The sequence below is a fragment of the Mesorhizobium sp. M1409 genome (assembly GCF_040317535.1).
In the GTDB taxonomy this organism is placed as follows: Bacteria; Pseudomonadota; Alphaproteobacteria; order Rhizobiales; family Rhizobiaceae; genus Mesorhizobium.
In genome coordinates this window covers 134,254-150,053 of sequence record NZ_JAMYKV010000010.1, presented here as the reverse complement: position 1 = coordinate 150,053, position 15,800 = coordinate 134,254, and the positions used below count along the sequence as shown (strand labels likewise).

The 15,800-nt window shown below is 64.4% G+C and carries 17 protein-coding genes; 7 read left to right on the top strand and 10 right to left on the bottom strand.

Annotated elements, in window-relative coordinates:
- Positions 1–81: 81 nt before the first annotated feature.
- The 5 genes from NKG99_RS11455 to NKG99_RS11435 are packed head-to-tail and all read right to left on the bottom strand — an operon-like array spanning position 82 to position 4,814.
- Positions 82–1,386 (bottom strand): NAD(P)/FAD-dependent oxidoreductase, encoded by a 1,305-nt coding sequence (locus tag NKG99_RS11455; protein ID WP_352867388.1) that lies wholly within the window; start codon positions 1,384–1,386, stop codon positions 82–84.
- Positions 1,383–2,366, bottom strand: a complete 984-nt coding sequence (locus NKG99_RS11450) for a branched-chain amino acid ABC transporter permease (protein WP_352867410.1) — start codon at positions 2,364–2,366, stop codon at positions 1,383–1,385. The genes NKG99_RS11455 and NKG99_RS11450 overlap by 4 nt, the downstream gene beginning before the upstream one ends.
- Positions 2,363–3,271 (bottom strand): branched-chain amino acid ABC transporter permease, encoded by a 909-nt coding sequence (locus tag NKG99_RS11445; RefSeq protein ID WP_352867385.1) that lies wholly within the window; start codon positions 3,269–3,271, stop codon positions 2,363–2,365. Before NKG99_RS11445 ends, NKG99_RS11450 begins: the two co-directional genes overlap by 4 nt.
- Entirely contained in the window at positions 3,268–4,017 is a 750-nt protein-coding gene (locus tag NKG99_RS11440; protein ID WP_352867383.1) for an ABC transporter ATP-binding protein, read from the bottom strand. Before NKG99_RS11440 ends, NKG99_RS11445 begins: the two co-directional genes overlap by 4 nt.
- Positions 4,014–4,814, bottom strand: coding sequence for an ABC transporter ATP-binding protein (locus NKG99_RS11435; protein ID WP_352867380.1), 801 nt, complete (start codon positions 4,812–4,814; stop codon positions 4,014–4,016). The genes NKG99_RS11440 and NKG99_RS11435 overlap by 4 nt, the downstream gene beginning before the upstream one ends.
- A gap of 127 nt (positions 4,815–4,941) precedes the next feature.
- Here NKG99_RS11435 and NKG99_RS11430 point away from each other — a divergent pair, with 127 nt between their 5' ends.
- From NKG99_RS11430 to NKG99_RS11400, 7 genes are all read left to right on the top strand, one after another.
- Positions 4,942–5,676, top strand: coding sequence for a GntR family transcriptional regulator (locus NKG99_RS11430; protein ID WP_352867377.1), 735 nt, complete (start codon positions 4,942–4,944; stop codon positions 5,674–5,676).
- A complete protein-coding gene (locus tag NKG99_RS11425; protein ID WP_352867374.1) occupies positions 5,673–6,155 on the top strand; it encodes a DUF3830 family protein in 483 nt (160 codons plus the stop codon). Before NKG99_RS11430 ends, NKG99_RS11425 begins: the two co-directional genes overlap by 4 nt.
- 1 nt (position 6,156) lies before the next feature.
- Positions 6,157–6,510, top strand: a complete 354-nt coding sequence (locus NKG99_RS11420; RefSeq protein ID WP_352867372.1) for a TIGR04076 family protein — start codon at positions 6,157–6,159, stop codon at positions 6,508–6,510.
- On the top strand, positions 6,507–7,562 hold the full coding sequence (locus tag NKG99_RS11415) for an aldo/keto reductase (RefSeq protein ID WP_352867370.1): 1,056 nt from the start codon (positions 6,507–6,509) through the stop codon (positions 7,560–7,562). Before NKG99_RS11420 ends, NKG99_RS11415 begins: the two co-directional genes overlap by 4 nt.
- Entirely contained in the window at positions 7,559–7,987 is a 429-nt protein-coding gene (locus NKG99_RS11410; RefSeq protein WP_352867368.1) for a DUF4440 domain-containing protein, read from the top strand. The genes NKG99_RS11415 and NKG99_RS11410 overlap by 4 nt, the downstream gene beginning before the upstream one ends.
- A gap of 49 nt (positions 7,988–8,036) precedes the next feature.
- Positions 8,037–9,296 carry an ABC transporter substrate-binding protein gene (locus NKG99_RS11405; RefSeq protein WP_352867365.1) on the top strand — a complete coding sequence of 420 codons (1,260 nt, stop codon included), beginning with the start codon at positions 8,037–8,039 and terminating at the stop codon, positions 9,294–9,296.
- Between the two features lie 147 nt (positions 9,297–9,443).
- The gene (locus NKG99_RS11400) at positions 9,444–10,847 is read left to right on the top strand and encodes an FAD-binding oxidoreductase (RefSeq protein ID WP_352867363.1); all 1,404 of its coding nucleotides are present in this window, start codon (positions 9,444–9,446) and stop codon (positions 10,845–10,847) included.
- A gap of 15 nt (positions 10,848–10,862) precedes the next feature.
- Here NKG99_RS11400 and NKG99_RS11395 read toward each other — a convergent pair whose 3' ends face one another.
- The 5 genes from NKG99_RS11395 to araD1 all read right to left on the bottom strand — a co-directional run bounded on the left by NKG99_RS11395 (position 10,863) and on the right by araD1 (position 15,784).
- On the bottom strand, positions 10,863–11,663 hold the full coding sequence (locus tag NKG99_RS11395; RefSeq protein ID WP_352867361.1) for an ABC transporter permease: 801 nt from the start codon (positions 11,661–11,663) through the stop codon (positions 10,863–10,865).
- Positions 11,660–12,532 carry an ABC transporter permease gene (locus NKG99_RS11390; RefSeq protein ID WP_352867358.1) on the bottom strand — a complete coding sequence of 291 codons (873 nt, stop codon included), beginning with the start codon at positions 12,530–12,532 and terminating at the stop codon, positions 11,660–11,662. Before NKG99_RS11390 ends, NKG99_RS11395 begins: the two co-directional genes overlap by 4 nt.
- Positions 12,529–13,632, bottom strand: a complete 1,104-nt coding sequence (locus NKG99_RS11385; RefSeq protein WP_352867355.1) for an ABC transporter ATP-binding protein — start codon at positions 13,630–13,632, stop codon at positions 12,529–12,531. The genes NKG99_RS11390 and NKG99_RS11385 overlap by 4 nt, the downstream gene beginning before the upstream one ends.
- 75 nt (positions 13,633–13,707) lie before the next feature.
- Entirely contained in the window at positions 13,708–14,733 is a 1,026-nt protein-coding gene (locus NKG99_RS11380; RefSeq protein WP_352867352.1) for an ABC transporter substrate-binding protein, read from the bottom strand.
- Positions 14,734–14,785: 52 nt separating this feature from the next.
- Positions 14,786–15,784, bottom strand: coding sequence for an AraD1 family protein (gene araD1, locus NKG99_RS11375; protein ID WP_352867350.1), 999 nt, complete (start codon positions 15,782–15,784; stop codon positions 14,786–14,788).
- Positions 15,785–15,800 lie beyond the last annotated feature (16 nt).

Genomic DNA, 15,800 nt, shown 5'->3' with positions numbered 1-15,800 from the left:
ACCCTCGAAATTGTCACTTCAAACGAATGCCGAAATTACTTCCTCGAGGCCGGCTATGACCGAACCTAAAATCATCCCGCTCTAGCTCGTCCTGTCCAACCGGTCGCGCAGCATGCTCCAGCCGAGCAACATGTTGGGCGCATGCCGCAGCATGGCGTGGAACGGGATCGGCGCCGGCGGCGCGAAGGGCAGCGGCAGGTCGCGGGCGTCGGTTCCAAAGGCCCAGTCGGCCAGCACCTTGCCCATTGCCGTCGTCATGGCGATGCCACGGCCGTTGCAGGCACGACCGGCGATCAGGCCGGGACCGAGGTCGATCAGATGCGGAAGGAAATCCGGTTCGACCGCGGCCATTCCCGACCAGCTATAGGCGAGCGGTGGCAGGTCAGGCAGACCGAGATGCCGGCCAAGCCTTCGCCAGATCGTCTGCGGTACACGCGTGTCGGCGCCGGCGCCGAGTATATGCATGCCGCCGCTGATCAGCCGGTTTTCGGCGTCGAAGCGGAAGGTGAACAGATTGCGCCTGGTGTCGCCGACGCCTTGCCCGCCGGGAAGCAACCGGCTGCGTACTTCACGAGGCAGTGGCGCTGTCGCGATCTGGAAGACTTTCAGCGGGAAATAGGTTCGCTGCAATGACGGATCGAGGGACCAGCCATAGGCGTTGGTGGCGATCAACACCTTGGCGGCGCGCACCGATCCCGCCGGCGTTTTCAGCATCCAACCATCGGCGATGCGATCGACCGAAGTGACGCGCGTCCGCTCGAAGATATTCGCGCCGGCTTTCTCCGCCGCATCGGCGAGCCCGCGCGCGTACTCAACCGGATTGAGCACGCCGCCAGAATGATCCATCCAGCCGCCGGCATAGCCCGGCACGCCCGTCAGTGCCTCGACATCCTGCCGATCCAATGTGACTGCCGGCCGGCCACGCCGTGCCCATTGCCCGGCACGTGACTTGACCTTCTCGAAGGCCGCAGGCGAATGCGCCGGCTGGATCCATCCGCTCTGCACCGCGTCGCAGTCGATGCCATGCTGCCGGATCAGGCGGAACACCAGATCGGCGCTGCCGGCGGCGAAATCGATCAGCCTTTCGCCGCGCGAAGGCCCGAGATGGGCCAGTATGTCGGCCGGGTCCATCTTGGCGAAGTTCGGCACGACGAAGCCGGCATTCCTGCCCGTCGCGCCCCAGGCGATGATTTCGGCTTCGAGAACGGCGACGGAAAGGCCTTTCTCGGCGGCGTGCAGCGCGGTTGAAAGGCCGGAAAAGCCGCCGCCGACGATGGCGAGATCGACATCGTCTCCGCCTTGCAGCGCCGGCCGCTCGCGGCGATTGCGGCTGACCGCATGCCAGAGCGAAGCGTCATGGGCTTCCTGCCGGACCACGGCGTTCATGACCCGGAACTGCTCTTGGCCTGAGCGATCTTCGCCCGCTTGCCGAACCATGGCAGCCGCGGCCTGTCGCCGAACAGGCCGTTTGGCCGGATCAGCAGGATGACGCAAAGCATGACGCCGATGGCGGCGATCTGCAGCGCGGCGGCGCGCGCCTGCTGTTCGGGCGGGAACAGCACGCTGGTCAACGTGCCCGATCCGGCCCATATCGCCCACACCAGAATGCTGCCGATGACGGCGCCGAGATTGCTGCCCGAGCCGCCGACGATCAGCATCACCCAGACCTGGAAGGTCAGGATCGGCAGGTAATTGTCCGGCGCGATGAAGCCGGTGAAATGCGCCTGCAGCGCGCCGGCCAGCGCCATGATCGCGCCACCGACGGCAAAGGCCTGGACGCGGTAGAAACGAGCGCTTTTGCCAAGTGAGATCGCCGCCCGCTCGTCCTCGCGCAGTGCCTTCAGCACGCGTCCCCACGGGCTGCGCGACAGATGCTCCAAAGCGAGATAGGCGATCAGCGTCACGGCCGAGACGACGGCGAGGTTCGACAGGTTGAACAGCAGCGGTGTTTCGGCAAGGCCGCCGAAGGGGCGCGGGATGAAGCCGATGCCGAATGGGCCGCCGGTCAGTTTCTGCGCGTTAAGCGCGACCAGTTGCACGACGACGGCAACGCCAAAGGTGGTGATCGCCAGATAGTCGGACCTGAGCCGCAGCGTCGCCATGCCGGTAAGCGCCGCGGCGATACCGCCGACGACCATGGCGCCCGCCCAGCCGGCAAGGATCGGCAGGCCGAAGCCGCCGAGTCGTGCAGCGTCGTCCGGTGTCGTCAGCAGCGCGGATGTATAGGCGCCGATGGCGACGAAGCCGGCGAGGCCGACATTGAACAGGCCGGTCAGCCCCCATTGCAAATTGAGCCCCAGCGTGACCAGCGAAAAGATCAGCGCGGTGGTCAGGAAGAAGGCGCCGTAGCCAAGCAGGTCCATCAGCGTTCCCTCACACCAAACAGGCCGATCGGCCGCACGAACAGCACCGCCATCAGGATGATGAAGGAGATCGCGGCGCGCCATTCGGCGCCGATCAATTGCACCGCGCCGGCTTCGGCCAGCCCGATGATCATCCCGCCGAGCACCGCCCCTGGGATGCTGCCGATGCCGCCGAGAATGGCGGCGGCAAACATCGGCAGCAGCATGTCGAAACCCATGAAGGGGCGGATCTGCACCAGAATGCCGATCATCACGCCGGCCACGCAGGCGAGCGCGCCGCCGATGACCCAGGTGATGCGCACCACGCTGGCGACGTCGATGCCGACGATGCGGGCCAGTGCCGCGTTCTGGCTCAGGGCCTGCATCGAGCGGCCGGTCTGCGTGCGCGTCATCAACAGATGCACGCCGAGCACCAGCACGGCGGTCAACAGCAAAAGCGCGATCTGGTCGGGCGTGATGCGGATGCCGAATCCGACCGGCATGGCGATCTGGATCGCCCGGCTGAAATAAGTCGGCCGCGAGCTGAAGGTGAATTCGAGCAGGCTTCTCAGCGCCATCGAGGCGCCGAAGCTCGCCATCACCACGATGATCGCCTGGCCTTGCGAGCGAAGCCGCGCGAACAGCACCTTGTCGAGCAGCAGCGCCAAGAGGGCGCTGAAGGCCATGCCGACGATCAGCGCGACAATGAGCGGCCAGCCGAAGGACAACGGCGCGATCGGGGCCACCTTGCCGAAGGTCGCGCCGATGGCGCTGACGACGGCCAATGTCGCATAGGTGCCCCAGGCCATGAAATCGCCATGGGCGAAGTTCGAGAAGCGCAGGATCGAATAGGTGAGCGTCACGCCGATCGCGCCCAAGCCGATCATCGAGCCCGTCAAAAGTCCGTCGACGACGAATTGCAGGCTCATCCCCCACCTCCTGTGTCGGACTTACGGGGTCGCTGGCCGAGATAGAGCTCGGCGACGACCGGATCGTTCCACAGTTCGGAGGCGACGCCCTCGTGCCGGTCCTTGCCCTCGACCAGCACATAGGCGCGGTCGCCGATGGCAAGCGCTGCCTTTGCATTCTGTTCGACCAAAAGGATGGTGACGCCGGATCTGCGGATGCCGGCCAGCATCTCGAACACCATCGAGACGAATTTCGGCGACAGACCGGCCGATGGTTCGTCGAGCACCAGCACCTTGGGGTGGACGATCAGCGCCCGTGCGACGGCCAGCATCTGCCGCTGTCCGCCTGAAAGGTTGCCGGCGGCGGTCCGCCGCTGGCGGACGAGGTCGGGGAAGGCCGCATACATCTCCTCGATGCGGGCGGGGATTTCGCGCCGCTCGAGGATGCCGCAGGCGACCTTGAGATTGTCCTCGACCGACATCAGCGGGAAGATGTTTTCGGTCTGCGGTACGAACGCCAGGCCGAGCCGCACCATGGTGTGGGCCGGCGCGGCGGTGATGTCCTTGCCGTCCAGAAACACCGTGCCGCCGGTGATCGGGACGAGGCCGGCGATGGCTTTGATGAAGCTCGACTTGCCGGCGCCGTTGGGGCCAAGGACGACGACGATCTCGCCCTTGCCGACGGTGATCGAGGCGCCGCGCACGATCGGCACGCCGGGCTCGTAGCCGGCTTCGAGATCGCGGACATCGAGGACGGTCTCGCTCATGCCGTGCCCCCGAGATAGGCCTCGATGACGCGCGGGTCGCGGGCGACTTGTTCCGCCGTGCCTTCGCTGAGCAACTGGCCGCTCGCCATGACCAGGACGCGATGGCAGAGCCGTGTCACCATGTCGATGTTGTGCTCGATCAAGAGGAAGGTGATGCCGCGCGCGTTGATATCGCGGATGCGGTCGATGATGACTTCGAGCAGCGTTGCGTTGACGCCCGCCGCCGGTTCGTCGAGCAGGATGATCGCCGGATCGGCCATCATGACGCGGGCGAGTTCGAGCAGCTTGCGCTGGCCACCGGAAAGCACGCGCGCCGGCTCATGCGCGAGATGGGTGAGGGTGACGAGCTCCAGCAGTTCGAGCGCCTTTGTCCTGGCTGCTCGTTCCTGCGCCGCCACGCGCCACGGGGTGACGAAATTGGCGAGCAGCTTTTCGCCGGCCTGGCCCTGTGCGGCCAGCATGATGTTTTCGATCAGCGTCAGGTTGGGCAGCGGGCGCGGGATCTGGAAGGTACGGCCAAGACCGCGCCCGATGCGCAGATGCGCGGCTTCCCCGGAGACGCGCGTGCCATTGAGCAGGATCTCGCCGCCGGTCGGCAGGATGCTGCCGGCGAGCAGATCGAACATCGTCGTCTTGCCGGCGCCGTTCGGGCCGATGAGACCGAGGATTTCTCCAGCCCTGACGTCGAACGAGACATCGTTGACGGCGACGAGGCCGCCGAACCGCCTGACGACGTTCCTTGCCGTCAGAACCGGAGCACGGGTTTCTTGCCCTTGCCGTCTGGTTGCCTCGCTCATCAAACCCTCTGGCCGAAGACGATCATTGCCGTCTCCTGATTATTGATTTGTGATCACACTTGCTTTGATCACGCTATTCGGCTTTAATCTCGTCCGCAAGCCGAAAACCGGCCAAGAACGGAATTCCATGCAAAAGGCTGCCATCGAAAAGAACAACGAGGCGATCGCGGCTCAACTGGCGCCGGTCGGCCGCGAAACGGTGCAGGATCGTGTCTATTCCGAACTGCGCCGTGCCCTGATTGGCGGCCTGTTCGAACCAAGCCAAGTGCTGACCATCCGTGGCCTGGCCGATGCGCTAGTCACCTCGACCATGCCGGTGCGCGAGGCGCTCGGCCGGCTGATCACGGAAAAGGCGCTGGAGGCGCTGCCCAACCGTTCGGTGCGCGTGCCGCCGATCACGCTGGAGCGCCTCGACGATCTCTTGCGCGCTCGCATCCTGATCGAGGGCGAGGCGATCGCGCTGGCAGCCGCCCGCATGGGTCCGCGCCAGATCGCCACCATCGAAACCATTCTCGGCGAATGGGACGAGATGCGGGCGCTGAAACACAAGAAGGACGTCGATCGCGAAGTGACGCTCAACCAGAGCTTTCACTTCGAGATCTACCGCTCCTGCGGCTCGGCCGTGCTGATCCCGATGATCGAGAGTCTGTGGCTGCAATCGGGCCCCTGCATCCGTGTCGCCATCTACGCCTTCTCGGAAGCCGGCGAGGTCGACACCGCCCAGTATCACCGCCGCATCGTCACGGCGCTGTCCACGCAGGATGCGCAGGCGGCGCGTGAATCGCTGGTCGCCGACATCAGCCGACCCTTCACCTTCCTGCGCAGCAAGCTGCAGGCTGTCGCCGCGAAAGACCAGACATGACCTCCATCAGGATCATCGAGCCGCGCTCGCAGCTTTCCGTGACTGCGCTCCTGCTGCCCGAGAGGGCGCCGGAGAACGCCGCCTTCCTCTCGGCGTACCTCGGCACGCCACGTGTCGTCCCTGGCATCCACGCGATGTGGACAGGGCCGGAAATCTCCTGTCCGGTTCCGGCGGCCGATCTCGAGGGCCAGGCCTTTGCCAGGCCTTTGCCGGCCGAGAACGCCACGCTGACACCGCAGCCTGGCGACATCGTGTTGTCCTATGTGCCGCCGCGCATGTGGGGCGGCAACCCCAATGCGATCTTCGACATCGGCCTCTACTACGGGCAGGGCGCGCGGCTGCTGTTTCCGATCGGCTGGCTCGCCGGCAGCGTGGTGGCGCAAGTGCGCGCCGAAGAGCGTGATCAGTTCGCCGCCGCATGTGGGGTGATCCGGCGCAATGGCGCCTGCGACGTCACTTTCAGCCTGGTGGAGGCCTGAAATGGCCGACGACAGTTTCGAGCTGTTCGACCTTCGCGTCGAGGCGGTCATTCCTGAGGGCAAACCGATCTATTGCGGCGCCAAGGCCGGCGACTATTTCGAGCTCAAAGGCGAGATGCTGTCGATGCCGGCAGGGCAGGGGTTTTCGATCTATTCGCTCGCCGCCGTGCTGCCGCTGCTGGCGGCGAAGCAGCGCCCTACCCACGCGAACGACTGGATGACCTCTGACGCCGAGATCGCTTGTCCCGACCCCAATTGCGCCAGCCGGCTCCGGATCGTCAGGGTGGCCAAGCGGCGGTTCAGCCATGCCGACACCACGGCCGTGCCGCTGCCGAAGGAGGATGACCTGACATGATCGCCAAGTCCTTCGAACTCGGCCCCGGCTATACAATCTCGCGCGTCATCCGCGGCGGCTGGCAGCTGGCCGGCGGCCACGGCGCCATCGACCGCGGCCAAGCAGTTGCCGATCTGATCGCCACCTTCGATGCCGGCATCTGGACCTATGATTGCGCCGACATCTACACCGGTGTCGAGGAGCTCATTGGCGCGGCGCGCCTGCGGCTGGCCAGCGAGCGCGGCCTCGACGTCGCGGCCAGGATGAAGGTCCACACCAAGCTGGTGCCCGACCTCGAACGGCTGGCCAGCATCAGCCGCGACTATGTCAGGGGGATCGTCGACCAGTCGCTGCGGCGGCTCAAGACCGAGCGGCTCGATCTCGTGCAGTTCCACTGGTGGGACTATGAACAGCCCCGCTATGTCGAGGCGATGGGCTGGCTGGACGAGCTTCGGCTGGAAGGCAAGGTGCGCAATCTCGGCACCACCAATTTCGACACGCCGCGGCTTGCCGAAATCCTCGCCGCCGGCATCCCGCTGGTCAGCCAGCAACTGCAATATTCTGTGCTCGACCAGCGGCCGGGCAACAGCCTGGCGGCACTGGCAAAACAGAACGGCGTCAGCTTCCTCTGCTACGGCTCCGTCGCCGGCGGCTTCCTCAGCGACAAATGGCTCGGTGCGGCCGAGCCCGCCACGCCGCTCGAAAACCGTTCGCTGGTCAAATACAAGCTGATCATCGACGATTTCGGCGGCTGGGACCTATTCCAGCACCTGCTTCAGGCGCTGAAGGCCGTTGGCGACCGCCACGGCGTTGACATCGCCACCATCGCCAGCGCCTGGGTGCTGGAGCAGCCGCAAGTGGCGGCTGTCATCGTCGGCGCCCGCAACCAGGCGCATGCGCTGGCCAATGCGAAAATCATGGACGTTGCGCTCGACGCCGATGACCGGGCACGGATTGCTACCGTCATCGCACAAGGCACCGGCCTCGAGGGAGACGTCTACACGCTGGAGCGCGACCGTCACGGCCGCCACGGCTCGATCATGCACTACAACCTCAATGCGGGGAAGAAATGAGCGGCGAACCCTCCCTGTTTTCACGCGCCAGCGCCGAGGTCATCGACCTGCATCGCTTCTTCGTCGACTGGTTCGTCGCCGCGCGAGCCAATACGGTGGACTTCGGCCGCTTCGAACGCGCCATGGGCGAAGACCTCAGCATGGTGGCACCGGACGGGCAGGTCCTCGATCGCGAAGCGGTCGTCGACCATGTCCGCTCAAGCCGCGCCTCTTGCGACGACGGTTTTGCCATTTCGATCGAGGACATCCGGCCCGGCTGGCAGGACGCGGACACGATCGTCGTCCTCTACGTCGAGGCACAGCTGCGCGGCGGCAAGCACAGCCGCCGCCAGTCGAGTGCCGTCTTCACCACCAGTTCATCGGCGCCCAACGGGGTCGAATGGCGACATCTGCATGAAACCTGGCTGCAGGTGCCGGAATGCTGAAACAGGCTCCAGAGATCAAATACAGTTGAGTAACGAAAGGGGAACAACAATGACAAAGACGATACTTCAACTCTCCACGGCACTTGCTCTCGTGACGATGGCGGGTGCGGCACAAGCCGCAGATTGCAAGATCACCGTCGGCCTCGTCATGGAGCTGACCGGCCCGGCCGGCGAATATGGCCAGGCTGGCGCCAAGTCGGTCGAGATGGCCTTCCGCGACATCAACGACGCCGGCGGTGTGCGCGGCTGCGATCTCGTCACCGACACGCGCGACAGCCAGAGCCAGGGCAACATCGCGGTCGACGCCGCCACCCAACTGGTTCAGGTCAAGAAAGTGCCTGTGATCATCGGCGGCATCATCTCGTCGGTGTCGATCCCGATCCTGACCTCTGTGACCGCACCCGCCAAGATCGTCCAGGTGTCGCCGGCGTCCTCCTCGCCGACGCTGACGGCGCTCGGCCGCGATGGCAAGACCAACGGCATCTTCTTCCGCACCATCACCTCGGATGCGCTGCAGGGCGTCGCCGCCGCCAAATACGCCGTCGACAAGGGTTTTAAGAAGCTGTCGGTCATCCACGTCAACAACGATTTCGGCGTCAACATGGTGGCCGAATTCTCGCGTGCCTACAAAGCGCTCGGCGGCACCATCGTCTCCGACACGCCTTACAACGAGAAGCAGTCGAGCTATGCCTCGGAAGTCACGGCGGCGATGGCAGGCGAACCGGACGGGCTCTATCTCGTCAGCACGCCGGTCGACGGCGCAACGGTTGCCCGCACCTGGATTTCGCAAGGCGGCGTGCAGAAGTTCCTGCTCAATGACGGCATGAACAGCCCGGACTTCATCGAGTCGGTAGGCGCCGATTATCTGAAGGAAGCTTACGGCACGTCATCCGGCACCAGCCCGACCGCCTCGACGGAGTATTTCACCAAGAACTACAAGGAATTCTCCGGCATCGAACCGTCCAATCCGGCGGCTGACCGTTCCTATGATGCGGGCGCCATCGTTGGCCTTGCCATCGCCATTGCCGGCTCGGAGGACCCGGCCAAGATCAAGGACGCGATGTACAAGGCGGTCGACCCGGCCGGCACGCCGATCTTTGCCGGCAAGGAAGAGTTCGCCAAGGCGCTCGGCCTGATCAAGGACGGCAAGCCGATCCGCTACGAAGGCGTCATCGGCCCGGTCGCCTTCGACAAATATGGCGACATCACCGGCCCGTTCCGGCTGTGGAAGATCGTCGACGGCAAGGTAACGACCGACGGGGAAATGACCACCGACGATGTCAACGCCCTGCAGGCGAAACTTCAGTAAGACAACCCTATTTTCCGGTATCGATCACGACCTCATCATGATCGATACCGGACGATTGTCCTGTTCTGCATTACCCACGGATACGGACGACGTCGCTTTGCGTGGGCGAGCGTTTGACCGGCAGGCGATCATGGATAGGATCGGCCGATGTCGCCTGAAATCCAACAGCTCCTATCCGCGCTCGGCGACCGGCTGGGTACGGGCGGCGTGCTCGCCGGCCCGGATGTGGATCAGCGCTATCGCGACGATCCCGACGGCAAGCTCGGCACGTTTCCCGAAGCGGTGCTGCGCCCCCGCGACACCCAGGGTGTGACGGCGGCACTCGCCGCATGCAACGATCTTGGCCAGCCGGTTGTGGTGCAGGGCGGACGCACCAGCCTGGCAGGCGCCGCGCGTGTGCAGCCGGGTGAGGTGGTGCTGTCGCTGGAGCGCATGACCGGCCTCGCAGTTCCGGATCGGCAGGCTGCCAGCATCGTTGCCGAAGCGGGCGTGACGCTGCAGGCGGTGCAGGAGGCCGCCGACGGCGCCGAGCTGATGTTCGGCGTCGATATCGGCGCGCGCGGCTCCGCGACGATCGGCGGCAACATCGCCACCAATGCCGGCGGCATCCGTGTGCTGCGCTATGGCATGTACCGCGCTCAGGTTCTGGGACTGGAGGCCGTGCTTGCCGACGGAAGCGTGCTGACCTCGCTCAAGGGCCTGCCCAAGGACAATTCCGGTTACGACCTCGGCCAACTCTTCATCGGCTCGGAAGGAACGCTTGGCGTCGTCACGCGCGCCGCGCTCAGGCTGCATCCCAAGCCGGCGTCCGAGGTCAACGCTTTCTGCGCGCTCTCCTCGCTCGATGCGGCGATCGCGCTGCTTGGCCTGCTGCGGCAAAAGCTCGGCCCGCTGCTGTCCGCCTATGAGGTCAACTTCGCACCGCTCTATGACGTCATGGTCGCCAGCATGGCCATGCCGGCGCCGCTGCCGGCTGGCTCGCCCGTCTATGTGCTGGCCGAGATCCAGGGCAGCGAGCCGGAACGTGACGGCGAACGCTTCGCCGAGGTGTTGATGCAGGCGGTCGAGGACGGTGTCATCGACGATGTGGTCGTCTCGCAGTCGCCGCGCGAATTCCGGGCGCTGTGGGACGTGCGGGAAGACGCTAATCGCATCCTGTTCTCGATCAAGGGTCTGATCGGCGTCGACATCAGCATCCCGCTGGCCCACATGGGAGCATTCCTGCAAGCGGCGGACGCCGCCATCCATGCCGTCGACCCCGGCGCCGACATCTATGTCTTCGGCCATCTCGGCGACGGCAATCTGCACTACCAGGTTCGCACGGTCGATCCGGCGGCGGCATACGACATCGTCTATCGCGGCGTCGCGGCGGCCGGCGGCGGCGTTTCGGCCGAACATGGTATCGGCCTCGACAAGAAGAAGTGGCTGCATCTGGTCCGCAGTGACGCCGAAATCGCCACGATGCGGCGGCTGAAGGCCGCATTCGACCCCAGAAACATCCTCAATCCGGGACGGGTCTTCGACCTCAACCCAACCGCCTTCTCCCGATGACGATTGCCCGGTAACTCAGGTCCGTTCAGTCGCGACTTGCCTGGGGATGAGAAAGCGGGCGGCAAGCACGCAGAGCAGCACGGTGAACATCAGGATCAGCGCCACCAGCGCATTGATGTCGGGTGAGAAGCCAAGCCGCATCATCGCCCACAGCCTGACCGGCAATGTGCTCTGGGTGCCGGTGACCAGGATGGTGATCATCGTCTCGTCGAACGACAGCGCGAAGGCCAGGATCGCGCCGCCGACCATCGCGCTCGACAGGTTCGGCAGGATGATGCGCCAGAACGTCTGCCAGCCCGTGGCGCCGAGATCGTAGGAGGCTTCGACCAGCGTGCGGCTCATCGACTGCAGCCGCATCAGCACTGTGCGGTAGACGATCGCCAGCACGAAAACCGTATGCCCGATGACGATCGTCAGCAGCGAGCGTTCGAGGCCGATTTCGCGGAAGAAGATCAGCAGCGCCAGACCGCTGATGATGGGCGGCATCAGGAACGGCAGGAAGATGATGAACTGCAGGATCGACCGTCCGGAGCGGCGGCCGTGATAGTAGAGCGCCAGCAGCGTTCCGCTGACCACCGAGAGGATGACGGTGCAGACACCGACGATCAGCGTGGTACGCAAAGCGACCAGTATGTCGTGGTTTTCAGCCAGCGCCACATAGGTCGACAGGGTCGGCGACGACCAGTCGACGGAGCCATGCGAAATGGTGAAGAACGACGACACGATCGGCACGAACAGCGGACTGTAGAGCAGGACCGCAACCAGTGTCATGATCGCGGCCAGAAAGATGGTGGACAGTCGGGGCAGGGCGCTCATACCGAAGTCCCCCGGTTGCGCCCAAAACGTTCGCCGATGAGGATTGCCGCGATCACCACGACGGCCAGCGCCACCGACAGCGCCGCACCGAACGGCCAGTTATAGGCCGTGCCGAACTGGCTGTAGAGGATGCGGCCGAAGGTGAAGCCGCTGATCCCGCCGACCATTTGCGGCGTCAGGAAATCGCCGATCGCCAGCACGAAGACGAAGCTCGCCGCCGAGGCGACGCCGGGCAGGCTGAGCGGCAAGGTGATGCGCAGGAAGGTCTGCAAGCCGCTGGCCCCCAGATCGTCCGAAGCGCGCAGCAGCACCTGCGGAATCCGCTCCAGCGACAGGAAGATCGGCAGGATGGCGAAGGGAATCAGGAGCAGAGTCAGCGTCAGCAGGATGGCGTTCATGTTGAACACGAAAAGCGTCGACGGTTCCTGCAGGATGCCGAGCGCCACCAGCGCCTTGTTGAGAAAACCGTTGAGGCCGAGGATGCTGCGGATCGCATAGATCTTGATGACGTAGCTCATCAGCAACGGCACCAGCAGCAGCATCAGCAAGGCATAGCGCCAGCGCCCTTTCAGCGTCGTCAGGAAATAGGCGGCGGGATAGGCAAGCAGAATGCAGATGATGGCCACCGACACACACAGCACGATGGTGTTCCAGAACACCGGCAGAAAGACCGGATCGCTGAAGAACCTGACATAGTTGCCCAATGACAGTCCGTAGACGATCGTGCCCTGGTCGACGCTGAAGAAGCTGTAACCGAGGAAGATCGCCAGCGGCACCAGGACGAAGACCACCGGCAGGGCAAACGCCAGCACGGTCACCAGCAGCGACAGCCGTCTTTCCTCAGGCTGTGTCGATCCGGCTTCGCTCATGCCAGCACCAGATGGCCTTCATGCGGCGCAAACGAAAGCGATACAGCTTCGCCGGATTTGAGCGCGCTGCCGTCGACCCGGCTCGGCACGCGCAGCCGCAAGCGTTGCGCGGCATTGTCGGCGCCGGCCGTGATGGTGGCGACGGTCGACGAGCCGGCAAACGCCATGTCGGAGATCGTGCCGGAAAAACGGTTGTCGGTGTCCTTTGCATCCGCAAGGTGCAAGGCTTCTGGACGGAACGCGGCGAAGGCGCTGGCGCCATCCGTTGCGGCCTTCAAATGCGGCTGGTTGCTGATCGAGCAGACCAGGCGTCCGAGCGCCGTCTCGATCGATCGCAGCTCGCCCTGGACGGCCCCAAGTTTTCCCGCCACTAGATTGTTCTCGCCGAAGAAGCGCGCGACGAACTCGCAATTCGGCTTGTAGTAGAGGTCGTGCGGCGTGCCGAGCTGGCGGATATGGCCGGCTTCCATGACGCAGATCCGGTCGGCCATGCCGATAGCTTCTTCCTGGTCATGGGTGACGAACAGGAAGGTGGTCTTGATTTCGCGCTGGATGGATTTCAGGAAGACCTGCATCTGCCGGCGCAGTTCGAGGTCGAGCGCCGCCAGCGGCTCGTCGAGCAGGATCAGGCGCGGCTGGCAGATCAGCGCACGGGCAAGCGCGACGCGCTGGCGCTGGCCGCCGGAGAGCTGTGCCGGAAATCGGTCGGCGAAACGCCCGAGCTGAACCAGGTCCAGCGCCTCCGCGACACGGCGCGCGATCTCTTTGCGCTGGATATGGCGAACCGAAAGCCCGTAGCCGACATTGCCTGAAACGGTCAGATGCGGAAACAGCGCGTAGTCCTGAAACACGGTGTTGAACGGCCGCCGGTTGATCGGCATGCGGCTGATGTCCTGGCCGTCCAGACGGATCTCGCCAGATGTCAGCGGCTCCAGCCCGCCGATCAGCCGCAGCACCGTTGTCTTGCCGGAGCCGGACGGCCCGAGAACGGTGAGGAACTCACCGTCCCGGATCGACAGGTCGATGTCGTGCAGCACGGGGACCGTGCCGTAGGATTTCGAGACGGACCGCAGCGTCAGCAGGTCGGCGTTCTGGTTCATGAAATACTCTCGCATACGCTTCGGCGGTCCGGAACTCCGGACCGCCGGGTCCTTCGAAGGCATGGGGCGGAAAGATCAGGGCGTCGCCTTGACCTCGTTCCACATGTCCGAACGCTTGAGCGGGTCCTCGACATTGTTGAGCCAGACCAGCTTGTCGTTGCCGCCTGCGCTGCCGGTTTCCGTCACCGTGTTGCCGAAGCCGGTGCGCTCGGAAAGCTCGCCGCTGACCTTCTTGCTCAGCATGAAGTCGATCCATTTCTCGGCCGCCGCATTGTCGCGGACGCCCTTGGAAATGACCCAGTTGTCGAGCCAGGCAAGCGCGCCCTCGCTTGGATTGACGTAGGCGACGTGAGCGCCGATCTTCTGCAGCGCCTTGACCTGCTGCTGGCCGTAATTGGCCCAGATCAGGGCCACATCATTGTTCTGGTAGATCTGCTGCGCCTCGTCGGCGGTGGTGTAGAAGCTCAGCACGTTGCGCTTCAGTTCGACCAGCTTGGCCTTGACCGCCGCCATCTGCTCTTCGTTGAGGTTGAACGGATCCTTGTAGCCGAGCGTCAGTGCGGTGAACGAGAAATTGTGCTCGCCATTGTCGTAGGCCAGAACCTTGCCCTTGTATGCCGGGTCCCACAGGACCGACATCGAGGCCGGCGCCGGCTTGACCTTGTCGGTGTCGTAGATCAGGCCGATGGAGTCGAAGCAGAACGGAATGCCATAGACCTTGCCGTCCTTGGTGACGCCGCTCACCGCGGTCAGATCGCGGAAGCGCGGCAGCACTTCCTTCTGGTTGGCGAGCTTGGTGACGTCGATCGGCGACACCAGGTCGGCCTTGATATAGCGCTGCAGCTGGGCGGTGTTGACCGCGAAAACATCGAAGTCCTGGCCTTCGCTGCCCTTGATCTTGGCCCAGATCTCGTCGTCGCTGCCGATGAAGACGACATCGACGCCGATGCCGGTCGCAGCGGTGAAGTCTTTCACCCAGTCCGGGTCGGCGTAGCCGTCCCAGGCCAGAACCCGCAGGTTCGCGGCGAGCGCCGCCGATGTCATCAGGCCGATGCTGAGCCCGATCGTTGCCATTCTTAGAAACAGTTTTTTCAGTCCCATTTTCAATCTCCCATTGTCATTCTGGTGGACCGCAGTTTCCGGACTTTTGCCGTCACAGCTGGGTGACCGCGACCAGTCCCTCGTCCGGCACCGACACCATCCGGTTGCGCAGTGGCTTGCCGAATGCCTGTGCCTGGATTTCATATTCGTCGCCGGAAGCCGTCTTGACGCCGGAGGCGTAGCTCAATACCGCCGCGCCGAAGAAATAGGCATGCAGGTCGCCCTCCCTGCGATGCATCGGGTAGCGGAAATGGAAGTGTTCTAGATTGGCGATCGAGTGCGACATGTGCGCCTCGCCCGACAGGAACTCCTGCTCCCAGATGACAGTGCCGTCGCGCAGGATGCGCGAATGGCCGCGCACTTCGTCGGGCAGGCCGCCGATCAGCAGCTCCGGCCCGATCGAGCAGGAGCGCAACTTGGAATGGGCGAGATAGAGGTAATTCTCGGCCTCCGTCACATGGTCGGAATATTCGTTTCCGAGCGCATAGCCGATGCGGTAGGGGCGGCCATCCGGCCCATTGAGATAGAGGCCGACGATCTCGGCTTCTTCGGCCCCGGCGAGCGCGAATGCCGGCATCGGCAGCGGCGCACCTGGCGGCACGACACAGGTGCCGACGCCCTTGAAGAACCATTCGGGCTGGATTCCGATCTGCCCGGCGGCGGGCTTGCCGCCCTCCAGACCCATGCGGAAGATCTTTAGCGAATCCGATTCCTCGGCATCCTCGCCATGGGTCAGCACATGCATCTTGTCGCGTGCGGCGGCACTTCCGGTATGGGTCAGGCCCGTGCCGGTGACCAGGAAGCGCGCCGGTTCCGGATGGTCGACCGGGGCCAGCACGCGGCCATCGCGCAACAGCTGGTCGTAGTCGATCGTCGCGCTGCCGGTCCGCTTCTCGACCAGCGTTGCGATCGACGTGCCCTGGGCGATCGCCGCTTCGGCAAGTTCCAGCACGGTGCTGGTCTTTTCGAGCGGGTGCAGATGATTGCCGTCATCGGAGACACGGCCAACCCGTCTGCTGCCGTCGGCCATTCTGAACTGAACAAGACGCATGAACTAACCTTCTTCC

Excerpts from the sequence above, each read along its gene's own strand:
- NKG99_RS11420 (WP_352867372.1), top strand. The coding sequence starts at position 6,157 with ATGGCCGACGACAGTTTCGAGCTGTTCGACCTTCGCGTCGAGGCGGTC.
- araD1 (WP_352867350.1), bottom strand. The coding sequence starts at position 15,784 with ATGCGTCTTGTTCAGTTCAGAATGGCCGACGGCAGCAGACGGGTTGGC.
- NKG99_RS11405 (WP_352867365.1), top strand. The coding sequence starts at position 8,037 with ATGACAAAGACGATACTTCAACTCTCCACGGCACTTGCTCTCGTGACG.
- NKG99_RS11435 (WP_352867380.1), bottom strand. The coding sequence starts at position 4,814 with ATGAGCGAGGCAACCAGACGGCAAGGGCAAGAAACCCGTGCTCCGGTT.
- NKG99_RS11455 (WP_352867388.1), bottom strand. The coding sequence starts at position 1,386 with ATGAACGCCGTGGTCCGGCAGGAAGCCCATGACGCTTCGCTCTGGCAT.
- NKG99_RS11380 (WP_352867352.1), bottom strand. The coding sequence starts at position 14,733 with ATGGGACTGAAAAAACTGTTTCTAAGAATGGCAACGATCGGGCTCAGC.
- NKG99_RS11390 (WP_352867358.1), bottom strand. The coding sequence starts at position 12,532 with ATGAGCGAAGCCGGATCGACACAGCCTGAGGAAAGACGGCTGTCGCTG.
- NKG99_RS11425 (WP_352867374.1), top strand. The coding sequence starts at position 5,673 with ATGACCTCCATCAGGATCATCGAGCCGCGCTCGCAGCTTTCCGTGACT.
- NKG99_RS11400 (WP_352867363.1), top strand. The coding sequence starts at position 9,444 with ATGTCGCCTGAAATCCAACAGCTCCTATCCGCGCTCGGCGACCGGCTG.
- NKG99_RS11440 (WP_352867383.1), bottom strand. The coding sequence starts at position 4,017 with ATGAGCGAGACCGTCCTCGATGTCCGCGATCTCGAAGCCGGCTACGAG.
- NKG99_RS11445 (WP_352867385.1), bottom strand. The coding sequence starts at position 3,271 with ATGAGCCTGCAATTCGTCGTCGACGGACTTTTGACGGGCTCGATGATC.
- NKG99_RS11395 (WP_352867361.1), bottom strand. The coding sequence starts at position 11,663 with ATGAGCGCCCTGCCCCGACTGTCCACCATCTTTCTGGCCGCGATCATG.
- NKG99_RS11430 (WP_352867377.1), top strand. The coding sequence starts at position 4,942 with ATGCAAAAGGCTGCCATCGAAAAGAACAACGAGGCGATCGCGGCTCAA.
- NKG99_RS11410 (WP_352867368.1), top strand. The coding sequence starts at position 7,559 with ATGAGCGGCGAACCCTCCCTGTTTTCACGCGCCAGCGCCGAGGTCATC.
- NKG99_RS11415 (WP_352867370.1), top strand. The coding sequence starts at position 6,507 with ATGATCGCCAAGTCCTTCGAACTCGGCCCCGGCTATACAATCTCGCGC.
- NKG99_RS11385 (WP_352867355.1), bottom strand. The coding sequence starts at position 13,632 with ATGAACCAGAACGCCGACCTGCTGACGCTGCGGTCCGTCTCGAAATCC.